Source organism: Vibrio pacinii DSM 19139, assembly GCF_000711795.1.
Lineage (GTDB): Bacteria > Pseudomonadota > Gammaproteobacteria > Enterobacterales > Vibrionaceae > Vibrio > Vibrio pacinii.
Map to the genome: position 1 here is coordinate 22,440 of NZ_JONH01000001.1, position 12,213 is coordinate 34,652.

Genomic DNA, 12,213 nt, shown 5'->3' on the forward strand with positions numbered 1-12,213 from the left:
CCGCATCAGCGACCTTTACTGTTTAAATACGCGTTAATAGAGCGGCATTTCGTCGGCAACAAATGGGTTTGAAGCGCGTTCGCGACCAAAAGTGGATTCTGGGCCATGACCTGGCACAAAGCGCACATCGTTACCTAACGGCCACAGCTTAGTTTTAATTGAAGTAATCAGAGTATTAAAGTCACCCTGAGGGAAATCAGTACGACCAACAGAACCATTGAATAGCACATCGCCAACAAAAGCTAATTTCGCTTGTTCGCTAAATAGCACCACATGGCCTGGAGTGTGACCAGGGGTATGAATAACATCAAGAACTTGCTGACCAAAGGTGATTTTATCACCCTCATCAAGCCACTGATTCGGCTCAAATGCTTGAGTCAGAGGAAAACCAAACATTTGGCTTTGCCCTTCTAATCCTTGTAGCCAGAAGTTATCGGCTTTATGTGGGCCAACAATCTCAACACCACCCAATTCACTGGCTAAAGGCTCAGTGCCACCTACGTGATCTAAATGGCCATGAGTCAAAACTAACTTGACCACTTTCACACCGAGTTGATTAATCAACATGCTAAGTTGTTGGACATCACCACCTGGATCGACAACGATGCCTTCCATGGTTTCATCACACCAAACAATAGAGCAATTCTGAGAGAACGAGGTAACAGGAACAACTTGATACTTAAGCGACATAGCTAACCTTTAGCAATCTTCTAAACTGGCAGAACTATGACATTTGCCGAGCCTTTTGACAACCAGAGACACGGCGAAGCTACGCCCAGTAACGTACGGGACCGGTGTCAATGTGAACAAAATTACTGCGTGGGTAATAGCCAACGCCACCAAAATCAAGCTCACGAGCGATATCTCGCACGCGTTTTAACTCGACACCATCAAGACGGAAATCGAGAGCTTGCCCCAACATGTGGTAGCTTTTCTTCGCCACACCATCGGATCGACTGCGCAGCGCTTCATTGGTTGCTGGCGAACGGTAGCCAGAAATGATCTGCACTTCGCTTTCAACACCGAGCTCGGTTTGAATTTGGCTAATATGATCAAACAAGCGTTTGTCCATCGGATGTACTTCATTGCGCCTGAAGTCTCGGCACAAATGGTTAATACGGCGCAGCTCTTTTGAAACGTACTCTGCCCCATCAAAATAGCAAGTTTCAAGCGCTTCTCTTGTATGCAGGTTAGTCAAAGCAAGCGAGCGAGGTTCTTCTGGGTAAGAGGCCAAGGCGATCGTCGGCGCACAACTTGCGACCACTAATCCACTTCCGGCTAATTTTAAAAAATCTCGTCGAGATAATGCCACAATCTTTTACCTTCACAATTGAGTTATTCAGTTTTCGGCAGCGACCGTACCGAACTCTATAGTGAAGTGCAAATGCATAAAACATGCTCAAACCGCTGTAAGCCACGGTAAGAAATGCTTACTTATTGAACCTATTAATAAAATAAACCAAATATAAAACACGTCATGATTGTGTTAATTCTATCCTTTTGTGTAACCAAATCTATCGAAACGGTAAATGTCTTCCCGATAGTGGACGGTTCCTTCCTCAAACCATGCCGTTTGGTAAATGATATGCACAGGAATACGGCTTCGCAGTGGAATTGACTGGTTTGGGGTCGGTTCACTGTCTGACTTAGGTTCCATCATCAAACCTTGTGACTCGAGCAATAAATTGGCAAACACATCGGCATTCTCAACGCGAATACACCCCGAACTGAACGCGCGCTGAGTCTGAGTGAACAGGTTTTTACTCGGCGTATCATGCAGATAAATGGCACGGCGATTTGGCGTATTAAATTTATACAACCCCAACGCATTGGCATTTCCTGATAACTGGGTCATCCGATATGGAAACGCTTGCGGTTTCAGGTTATCCCAATCAATCTCAGCAGGGTTGACTACTTCAGGCGAGCCCCACTTGGGTATGATTTTGATATTATGTTTTGTCAGGTACTGCTTGTCTTGTTTCACTTTCGGAATGATATCTTCGATCATAATCTTCCATGGTATATTCCAAGTCGGATTGAGGATCAGTGAATCTAAATTGGTTGTCATTACCGGGGTAGGACGCGCTTTTTTACCGACCACGACTTTAGAGTGAAAAACCTCTTCTCCTGCCGCCCAATATCTCATCTGAAAACTAGGAACATTGACCACAATTATAGTGTCACGTTGCACAGGCCAGTAACGAACACGTTCGGCATTCAGTGCCAACGTAGCCAAACGCTTTTCAATCGGCAGATTAAGCCACCTAACTGTCTCAGGGCCAATAATGCCGTCATCTTTTAACCCGTGTAAATACTGAAACTGCTTGATCGCAGCTTGTAATGACAAATCATACCAACTAACGTCTTTACGGACATCAGCCAGGTTAATGTCTACCATCGCCAAGCGTTGAAGCAACACGTCACGATAATCCAGCGTATCACCTACTCGTTTTAACCCAGCTTGTTGATAAAGCGGGAGTTCGAGTTGCTGAAACTTAATCAGATGCAGATAGGTATCCACCAGCTTTTGGTACTCACGGCTGTCTGGTGTATAAGCTTCTATTAACTCGCCAAGTTGCTGCTGAGCAATGGCTCGGTGCATCGCAATAAAGGCGCTATTTGGTGGCAGATCTAAGCCTCGTTTGAGTTTCGTCTGAAAAAACCATTGTTTGCCTTGAGTTTTAGCCAGTTCTGCATAGCTGAGATAGAGCAATAGCGTGTCAGTGGCAAGAATGTCGTATTCATACCAGCGATTACTTTTGCGATAGAACTGAAGGTAGCTAAGTTGACGAGAAAACAGCGGGCTAAACCCCGCATGTTGGATAACTTCTAATTGAAACTCCAGCTTGCTGCTTTGTTGCAAGTCAAACCAAATCATCTGGGTGTTATTGTTGCGATAGATGTCTTCTACAACGGCTGGATATTGCAGTATTTTCGTCAGTTGACTGTTCGACTCAAGCCAACCTATCTGATTAAAGTATTGCCCAGAAAAAGCCGCTGTGGGTGTTAGGCATAGTACCAACAACCAGCATGTCCATCTTCCCATTGATTCACCCCTTCACATCCATTTAAGAAGTATGGCAGAGATAAGTGACATAGGTATGACTTGTTGCTAAGAGTTCTAACCACGTCTACGTTTTTCTTGATTAGGTGATGACCGACCAATGATTATCCCATTGGATGCCCGATTGGCTCACATGCTTACTCGTAGCGTTGGATAAAGACACCACGCCCCCAGCCCCAGAACTTACTTTAAATGTCTCGTCCTGCACTACGACACCAGAAGCGTCGGGAAGCGGCGCTAACTCGACCAGTTTTAGTGTCTGCTTAGACCAAATTCCATAGCAATTACCACGTGGTGAAGTCGCTAAGATCCATTCCTTAGTTGCCGCAATACTGGCAATATAATGGTTAAAACGTGCCCACTGCTCTGGTTCTGCCTCAAGCTGCACCATCGGCCCCCCAGCTTTATGCATCGCTAATAGCGCTGGGTATTCCTCTGGTTCACCGCGATACTGCTGACCACATAACACCGTTTTATCTCCGTCATGAGCAAGATGGCGAATGCTCAGCTTGTGATCTCTAAGCCCGACTTGATCCACCAGCTCGCCATTTCGATCCAAATAACTAAGGCTCGGCGACATAGTGGTGAGATTGAGTGGCTCGCGTCCATTGGTATGTACGCCTCCAACGCCAATCACTAGCCTATCGTCCGGCATGACTATCACTTCATGTGGGCCAATACCAAAGCCACTAAACTCTGCCACTTTTTGATAGCCTGCAACAACGTCATACACACCGATGATTCCTCGACTGCTGCCGCGTTGCCCTTCTGTCGCATACAGCCATTGTCCATCGTTAGAGTAAACTCCATGACCATAGTAGTGACGATTGTTATCAGCTGGGCGCAGTTTTATCGACTCGCCAGTATTAAAGTCAAACACTTGAAAATAACGCCCTGGACGACGAGCGAAAGCCACCGCGTGATGCAGGCGTCGGTGGGTGGCAACACCATGCCCACGTTCAGGCAGCGCAACTTGGCGAATAAACTGACCATCCGCATTGGCAACAACCGCACAAAAACGATCGCGTCCATTGATCGCACAGCCAATAAGGGCAGGTTGGGTGTTTTTTGCTGACGTCGATACACACCCGACCAATGGATAAGCCGTGCCCAACAGAGCAACTTTAAGTAAACGACGTCTTGTATTATCAGTCACCATCTGTTGCGTTAAACCCTATTATGACACCTAGTTCAATCGCTACTTCTTCATGAATAAGGTAGTTGAGTTGCTCTAACTTATTCAATTGCGCATAGACCTTCTGATAGCCTGATTTGGTTTGCAGTAAAACAAACACACTTTGGTCACTTGGCCAAGTCTCTGCCATCGTATTGAACTGATTGACAATTCTATCTGCCAGGTTCGCTTTACCCCTATCACGCAGCACAGCGTCGATTCCGTGGCCATCAGCCAAATAGAGTGCCTGCAAAGCCATAATATTGGCTTGTAAGTTTTTCATCGAGGCTTGTGAGCGCCAAGATTCAGCAAAATACGGCCTTGGATGACCAAAATTTGCCAAAGGACGACTTAGCTTCTTGATACTATAATCGAGTTGATTGGATAGAAGAGCAATGTATTCTGCATGCCACTGTTTTTCATCAAGATTGAGCCATGGATTTGTGTGCCACGCACGGGCAATCTCACTGGTATTTCGTGCTAAATTATGACTGATAGCGATAGCGGTTTGGCATGTCGACGTGTTTGTAGTCAAGTCAGACGCCGAATCAAACAACAACCACTCCATTGCGCCTAACCCTTGCACTGTAACGCTTTGCTTAGCAATTTCAGCCTGAGTCCAACGCTTAGGTTGCGCGATAAGCTGATGCATTTTACGCCCGGTCGTGTTCTTCTTATCTGGCCAAAACTGCAGGTTCCAACTTTGAGCCAATGCCAACTCAGGCCCTCGTTGTTGGCCTTGTAATGCCATCCAGGCGAGCATAGTACGATGCCATTGCTGCTTTAACGACGCAAGATCACCATTGGCGGCGCAATAATCGCTCACCGTCTGGGATAAATTGATTGACTCAACTTTTAAGCGTTGAGCAAACTCAAACTCAAGCTTATAAACGTGGTGACTAGGATGACTAGAAATTTGTGGGTTGACCGTCTGTGTGTCTGTGCTCTGGCAACCTAACAGAGATATCGTCAGCAGTGAAGCTAACAGCACTTGCTTAAAATCCATTGGCCTACCCTATAACGAGTTTAAGAATGCAATTAATGCATCTCTTTGTTTTTGATTGAATGTTAATACCTGTTGCTGAGCCATTTTCGCCTCACCACCATGCCATAGTACCGCTTCCATCAAATTACGCGCTCGACCATCATGGAGAAAATAGGTGTGGCCATTCACTTCTTGGGTATAACCGATACCCCACAACGGCGCCGTACGCCACTCTTGTCCATTGGCTAAATATTCAGGTCGATGGTCAGCCAATCCAGGCCCCATATCGTGAAGCAGAAGATCGGTGTAAGGATGGATAGTTTGATTAGAAAGCGCCGGCAGATCGGAGCGCACCTCAGTCTTGGCACTCGGTTTATGACAGCTATCACAGCCTGCTTTAGCAAACAGTGTCTGACCAAGTTTAACCTGCGGATCATCAACATTTCGACGAACAGGCACCGCTAAATGCTGAGAGTAAAATTCAACGAAATTGAGGATGTTATCACTGACTTCAGGGGCGCCTCCATTAGGTAAATCATCACAGATGGATTGTGTCGCGGTACAGTTTTCTTGTGGAAACAAGGCGCTGGTTAAACCAACATCACCGTTGAATGCCGCTGCATTTTGCTGCATCAAATTAGGTTGACCTGCTTTCCAGCCAAAACGCCCAATCGCGAAATCCTTCTTGCGTACGTCCCAAACTCGATTCACTTTGCCGGAAATGCCGTCATTATCTTGGTCTTGTTGAGCAGACCAGTCGATCAGGGTTTGATCAGGGATACTTTCTAGCAGACCAAGACCAATCATAGGTGGCGCCACACGCGCGGACAGTTGAGTCTGGGGATGCATCGGCCCGTAACCTAATTGTGTAATCGATACATTCGGTTGGCGCAACGTCACTACCGTGCCATCAGAAAAAGTAACTGGAACCTCGTCATAGCGAATATCAATCGTTCCTTCTGGCTGCTCACCTTGTAGAGCAAAATCTTGCAGTTGGCCGCCATAATTGGGTTCTGGAATCACACCGTCTTTAATGTATGCCTTCTTTTGTTCTGCTGTCATAGCTGGAATACTTAAACGAACCAACATCGACACCGCGTGCTTGTCGCCTTTCTCAGGGGGATGACCACGACCATCTTTAATGTGGCAATTTTGACAGCCATTAGTATTAAATAACGGGCCTAAACCATCCCGAGCATCGGTTGAGGCTGGTGCCTGAACCCATGGATTACGAAAAAAGCTGTTACCGACGCTGAAATCCAGTCGCTTTGACATCGGTAAATTGGCGGCAGGAAGAGAATAGGCATTCGCGCCCTGCTTTTTAACAGCGGTGTCACCACCCGATTTCACTTCATAAGCAAATGCAGAGCATGCACTCAGTGCCAAACAGGTGACCATTAAAGATTTGGGAAAAAACGTCATTGCGATAACTCTATAAAGGTAAAAACCGAAGCATGAAAATGGGAATATTTCTCATAAACAAACAGGACTCATAACAGCAAAAGGGCTCTAGTGAGCCCTTTATCGATAACTGTCGCTGAGCTTAAAATTCGTGGTCCGCTGTGTCTGGATTAAGACTAGTAATACCAACAATTTTCGCAGCTCGTTCAATTTGTGCAGTTTGCGCGACCAAAGAGAGTATCGCTTGATTGACAAGTGCGTTGCCTTGAACGTTGCCTGCCGCAATCAATTGATCAAAGTGCTGATTGTGTTTTTCCGCCGACGTCACCAATTGGCCCACTTGCGCTCGAGTCAGATCAAATTGTTTTTGGATCTGCTGCGCTGCTTGTTTATCTTTTTGCGCAACTAAATCGTGGAGGCTAGGCCCAGAAAGTAAGGTTCCGTCTTCACGCTTATACAATCCGGTATAAACGTTGTAGATACCCTGCTCGTTGTAGTAATGCGAGTTGTGGGTGTTATCAGAAAAACAATCATGCTCATCTTCGGTTGAGTTTGCTTCGAGCGCGACTTTCATCCGTTCACCAGCCAGTTCACCTAATGAGAGTGAGCCCATGCCAAACAGCATTTTACGTAGACCATTTTCAGCAGACTCATTGAGAAGGGTTTCGCGGTAGTTGCCTTTTTCGTTAGCCGACCACTGCTTTTCCATCCACTCAAGATCTTGTACCAGCAGGTCCGCTGCCGCTTGCAGATAAGCACCACGGCGATCACAATGGCCATTAGTACAGGCGTCACCAACCACAAAATCGGTATAAGCGCGCGCACCTGCGCCCTCATTGGTACCGTTAAGGTCTTGGCCCCACAGTAAAAATTCGATGGCGTGATAGCCCGATGCCACATTCGCCTCAGAACCACCCACTTCATTCAAATCAGCAATCAATGTTGGAGTGATCGTCGATACATCCAGCGTTGATGGACCAATCTTCAGCGTTTTACTCGCAATGATGTTCGCGCTCGCCCCTTCGTTGCCGAGTTCATACTGGTAGTCAGCAGAGACGTAATCGATCAGACCTTCATCAAGCGGCCAGGCATTCAACTGCCCTTCCCAATCATCGACAATCGCATTACCAAAACGGAAAACTTCAGACTGTTGGTATGGTACGCGTGACGCTAGCCAAACTTGCTTAACCTGTTCAAACTTCTCTGCACTTGGGTTGGCTAAGAAGGATTCGATTACTGTGTCTAGCGCTTTAGCGGTGGTTAACGAGTCAGCAAATACCGCATGGGCCACATCGGCATAATGCTCAACCACTTGTTGTTGAGTGACCGGTGCGGCCAACGCAGAGCCACCAACGAGCAAAAGTGACGCGGCAACTGCTGATTGAGCGAAAAGCGTGTTTACATTCATTAAAGAGCATCCTTGTTGAGCTTAATTATCATTTGTTATATGTAGTGCTAATTATTATCATTTGCACTCTTAGGTGGGAATAATACAAATTTACATTTTTTTTGCAAGCACCAAACAAAAAAGCCTCACAAAAGTGAGGCTTTTATCAACATGGAATGGTTAACAAATTAGAGATCGAGATTGTGTTTGCCATGAGACACCTTCGCTTTCAGGTAACCTTCATTGCCTTCTTTGACGTGAGCAGAAGTGTTAACAACTTCTTCGATGGTAATACCATGCTCTTGCAGCTCTTTAACTTTCTTTGGATTATTGGTCACTAAACGAATATTGGTGATACCCAAGGCCGATAACATTTGCGCGGCTTCGGTAAAGTCACGTAGGTCATCGCCAAAACCGAGATGATTGTTAGCTTCGTAGGTGTTCATCCCTTCGCTTTGCAGCTTGTATGCATCAATTTTATTGTAAAGACCGATGCCACGACCTTCTTGACGCAAATAGAGGATGATACCGCCCGACTCTCCCATGCGGTTGATGGTTTCGTCGAGTTGCTCACCGCAGTCACAACGCGAAGAGTGAAATACATCTCCGGTTAAGCACTCTGAGTGCATGCGTACTAAAGGCGCTGGCTGGTTTTTATCAGCATGCTTAAAAATCACAGCGACATGCTCTTTATCTGTCTTTAAACCGCTGAAAGATAGGATTTCTGCATCAATATTACTTTTAACACCGACTTTGAAGTCAACTCTGGCTCTTACTTCCGCCATATTCTTACCCACTTGGAATTTTTTAATTGTTATATCTGTCGCTGCATTCATGCGATGCTCCGCTTTGAGGTTAACTATGGGGACTAATACTGAATAATTCAATATTAAGATCACAATTGTTATAATATAACAATTAATCGTTCAGGCAATAAAAAACCTCAATATGAAATATATTGAGGTTTTTCAACAACGATTGGCTATCAGTTGCTTAATCTTGCTGGTTTTTCCAAACTGATAATTCAATCCAGCAGGCTTCTAGTTCTCTGAGCTCTTCTTCAGTTAGTAGTGAAAGCGTCGGCTTAGTCTGAGGCAGCGCGTAGGCTTGTATAGCGCTAATATGCGCATAAAAATCTTCGCGTAATTGAGCTATGTTCATGGCCACTACTTTTCCCTAAGACGATGATGAAATGTGAAAAATAACTCACTGGATGTATTTGTCTTATAAATGATAACAAACACAAATTCCCACGCAAAAAATAGGTTCAATAATGGGCTTAAAATCACACTTTATCGTCAAACATACTCTTTACATTTCTGGCACTTAGTCGATCAATAATGATCTTCATTGGCTTAAGTACGATCATTAGATTCAACCACTAGCAAATAACATGTTATACAAGTTCGATAAGAGCCGCATGGCAAAGGACGCAATGCAAAAAAGCAGCTGACGCTGCTTTTATCTATTTACGTTGGCCTAATTTCACCTTGCCTTCGCTATCAAACCATAATGCTTCACTGCGTCGACGACCAATCAACATCGGGCCATCATCGTAAAAAAGGAAATTTTTCCAATACTTTTTAAAAAATGACCAACTGGTTTCGATCACGTTGTATTTCTCGTAACAAAAATAGACAGTGACATCATCTTGCCAGTCAACGAAGTCTAATACTTCTTGCGGCAATTGTTCGTCATCAGATTCCCAAGCCGCCATCCAATCAACGTTGTCTTTCCAGTTTGACTCTTTCATCGGCCAATCACTAGAACTGAAGCGATCGGCATCTGGACTTTGCGCACTGATGTTTTCTTTCCACAGCTGCGACGCGCGCAATTGAGTCATTGGTTTTATCGCCGCAAGCTCTGATTCAGGCACTGGCATTGACTGGTGAGTAAAAATCCATTTTCTTTGGTATTGATCCAAAGGTAGGTACGACATTTAGTTTCCTCTTAAAGCATGCTGCTTTCAGCCAGCCATATCTGCTGACTTGATAAATTACTATGATTCAGGTTGGTTTCAATGATGCACGATTACAATGTCTTCCAGTGCGGATTGATCAAAGATGTTAAGTTGTGGTCTTCCCACTTACCGTTGATCAACAGGTAATCTTGCGCAAAACCTTCTTTAACGAACCCAATCCGCTCAAGTACCGCTTCACTGCGTTTATTTTTCGGCATGTAGCTAGCCATGATGCGGTGGATATTCTGTATACGGAACATGTAGTCAACCGCTAAACGCAGTGCACGGGTCATCACGCCTTTTCCTTGCACCTCTTCGCCTAACGAATACCCCATATTGCAAGCATGAAAAGGAAAGCGCGACAAATTGCTAAATGAGATAGTGCCTAGCATTTGATCCGATTCTCTATCGATAATCAATAAGTAATAACCTAACCCCATTCGATGCAGTTCATTGAGCTTAATAAGACGCTGTGTCCATCCAGAGATAGAAAAAAACGCCTCTTCACGCTTGGGTTCCCACGCTTTAAGGTGTGCTCTATTGCGAATAAAGTAGTCCGCAATCAACGCGCCATCGGTTGGCTCAGCAGTGCGGACCACAATCTCATCATCAACCTCAAATACTTGAGTGGGGGTACTGACTCTGTCCATTAATTTTTCCGAATACCATATTCTCTGAGTTTGTTCGCCACTGAGGTGTGCGACACATTAAGACGTTTCGCAAGCTTACGACTTGATGGGAATGACTGATACAAACGCTCTAAGATCTGAGATTCATACTCTTTCATGATTTCATCCAGCGAACCATCGAGATTTAATGTTGGCGCGTTGCTGCTGGCTGACTCAAGTTGTGGCAAATGGAATAGATCCGCCGTCAGTTGATCGGACTCTAACTCGGTCAGTGCGCGCAGTACTACGTTTTCGAGCTGACGCATATTACCTGGCCATTGATAGCTAACCAGCTGATCAATCAACTCATCATCAATATTCGGTTTCGCCATTCCCAACTGTTTAACGTATTTCGCAACAAATAACTCAAGCAGCGGTGCAATATCATTCGATCGCTCTCTTAACGGTGGAATAAGCAGCGTTAATACATTGAGTCGATAGAATAGATCCTCGCGGAAAGTTCCTGATTCAGCCAAATCGGCAAGATGATGTCTTGTTGAGGCAATCACTCGCACATCAACATGTATTTCATCTTCTTCACCAACCCGGCGGAAAGTGCCATCTTGAAGTAGGCGTAACAATTTGATTTGCAAGTGCGAGCTCATCTCACCAATTTCATCAAGAAAGACGGTGCCACCGTTAGCTTGTTCAAAGATCCCTTTATGGCCTTGCTGGTGATTGAACGAGCCCGGCGCATGGCCAAACAACTCGGTTTCTGCCACATCATCGGGCATTGAAGCGCAACTCAAGACTAAAAATGGCCGTGCCGCGCGTTGAGAGCGATTATGGCATGCCCTAGCGAGCATCTCTTTGCCAGTACCTGTCTCACCCTGAATCAATAGCGGCTGATCAAGCATAGATAATTTCTTCGCCTGACTAATCAATGCCTTATGACGATTTGAAACCCCAACAAAGTGCTCAAAACCCAAGTTATTGTGCACAGAAAGAGAATCATCAAACAGCGGTTTTTCATTGCGCGAGCGAATAATCATCACCGTACTTGCCAACATTGACTCGTTGGTTTCATCGCTGATATAGACAGGCATGATTTCCATCATGTAGTCGAGGCCGCGGATGACGATTTCTTCTCTCAGGCGGGTGATCTTACCTTCCGCCCACTTGCTAAAGTTAAAGCTTGGCAGCAGTGAAGAGATTTGATGACCAATCATGTCACTCTCTTCATGGCCAAATAGTGTCAGAGCCGCATGGTTTGCCATATCAACATTGCCTTTCAAATCAATAGCAAGTACTGGTTCGGGCAAGTTGTTGAGCAATGAAATCAATTCGTTATTGTGTCTTTCAATGGGCATAAACTGAATTTTACGCACATCCTTAACACCCGAAATACGACGAATTTCAGCCATTAACTCGCTAAACATATCAAAATCAATGTCTGGGCAATTGAGATAAATAATACCGCTGACATCAATTTCGATACCACGCAAGTCTATGCTTTTAGACGCGAGGATATCGAGTAATTCACGAGTCAGACCAAGTCTGTCTTCACAGGAAACTTCTAGACGCACGGATGAGTTCCTAACTAGGTGTCACGAAAAGTTGACAGTAGTTTCCCT

At 45.2% G+C, this 12,213-nt stretch carries 12 protein-coding genes; all 12 read right to left on the bottom strand.

What is annotated here, in order from left to right:
* Window positions 1-33: 33 nt before the first annotated feature.
* The 12 genes from BS19_RS00110 to tyrR all read right to left on the bottom strand — a co-directional run bounded on the left by BS19_RS00110 (window position 34) and on the right by tyrR (window position 12,165).
* The gene (locus tag BS19_RS00110; protein WP_038172437.1) at window positions 34-690 is read right to left on the bottom strand and encodes an MBL fold metallo-hydrolase; all 657 of its coding nucleotides are present in this window, start codon (window positions 688-690) and stop codon (window positions 34-36) included.
* 79 nt (window positions 691-769) lie between these two features.
* Window positions 770-1,312: a peptidoglycan L,D-endopeptidase MepK gene (gene mepK, locus BS19_RS00115; protein ID WP_038172439.1), complete on the bottom strand. Its 543-nt coding sequence runs from the start codon at window positions 1,310-1,312 to the stop codon at window positions 770-772.
* A gap of 180 nt (window positions 1,313-1,492) precedes the next feature.
* Window positions 1,493-3,046, bottom strand: a complete 1,554-nt coding sequence (locus BS19_RS00120; protein ID WP_038172442.1) for a L,D-transpeptidase family protein — start codon at window positions 3,044-3,046, stop codon at window positions 1,493-1,495.
* Window positions 3,047-3,146: 100 nt separating this feature from the next.
* Window positions 3,147-4,223 carry a DUF1513 domain-containing protein gene (locus tag BS19_RS00125; RefSeq protein WP_038172445.1) on the bottom strand — a complete coding sequence of 359 codons (1,077 nt, stop codon included), beginning with the start codon at window positions 4,221-4,223 and terminating at the stop codon, window positions 3,147-3,149.
* Entirely contained in the window at window positions 4,213-5,244 is a 1,032-nt protein-coding gene (locus tag BS19_RS00130; protein ID WP_038172447.1) for an imelysin family protein, read from the bottom strand. The genes BS19_RS00125 and BS19_RS00130 overlap by 11 nt, the downstream gene beginning before the upstream one ends.
* A gap of 9 nt (window positions 5,245-5,253) precedes the next feature.
* Window positions 5,254-6,645, bottom strand: coding sequence for a di-heme oxidoreductase family protein (locus BS19_RS00135; protein ID WP_038172449.1), 1,392 nt, complete (start codon window positions 6,643-6,645; stop codon window positions 5,254-5,256).
* A gap of 121 nt (window positions 6,646-6,766) precedes the next feature.
* A complete protein-coding gene (locus BS19_RS00140; RefSeq protein ID WP_038172452.1) occupies window positions 6,767-8,032 on the bottom strand; it encodes an imelysin family protein in 1,266 nt (421 codons plus the stop codon).
* A 167-nt stretch (window positions 8,033-8,199) separates the two neighbouring features.
* Window positions 8,200-8,847 carry a GTP cyclohydrolase II gene (locus BS19_RS00145; protein ID WP_038172454.1) on the bottom strand — a complete coding sequence of 216 codons (648 nt, stop codon included), beginning with the start codon at window positions 8,845-8,847 and terminating at the stop codon, window positions 8,200-8,202.
* Window positions 8,848-9,004: 157 nt separating this feature from the next.
* Window positions 9,005-9,178 carry a hypothetical protein gene (locus BS19_RS20335; protein WP_169738994.1) on the bottom strand — a complete coding sequence of 58 codons (174 nt, stop codon included), beginning with the start codon at window positions 9,176-9,178 and terminating at the stop codon, window positions 9,005-9,007.
* Between the two features lie 298 nt (window positions 9,179-9,476).
* Window positions 9,477-9,950: a DUF2947 domain-containing protein gene (locus tag BS19_RS00155; RefSeq protein WP_038172458.1), complete on the bottom strand. Its 474-nt coding sequence runs from the start codon at window positions 9,948-9,950 to the stop codon at window positions 9,477-9,479.
* 92 nt (window positions 9,951-10,042) lie between these two features.
* Window positions 10,043-10,621 (bottom strand): ribosomal protein S5-alanine N-acetyltransferase, encoded by a 579-nt coding sequence (gene rimJ / locus BS19_RS00160; RefSeq protein WP_038172459.1) that lies wholly within the window; start codon window positions 10,619-10,621, stop codon window positions 10,043-10,045.
* Window positions 10,621-12,165, bottom strand: coding sequence for a transcriptional regulator TyrR (gene tyrR, locus BS19_RS00165; RefSeq protein WP_038172461.1), 1,545 nt, complete (start codon window positions 12,163-12,165; stop codon window positions 10,621-10,623). Before tyrR ends, rimJ begins: the two co-directional genes overlap by 1 nt.
* Window positions 12,166-12,213 lie beyond the last annotated feature (48 nt).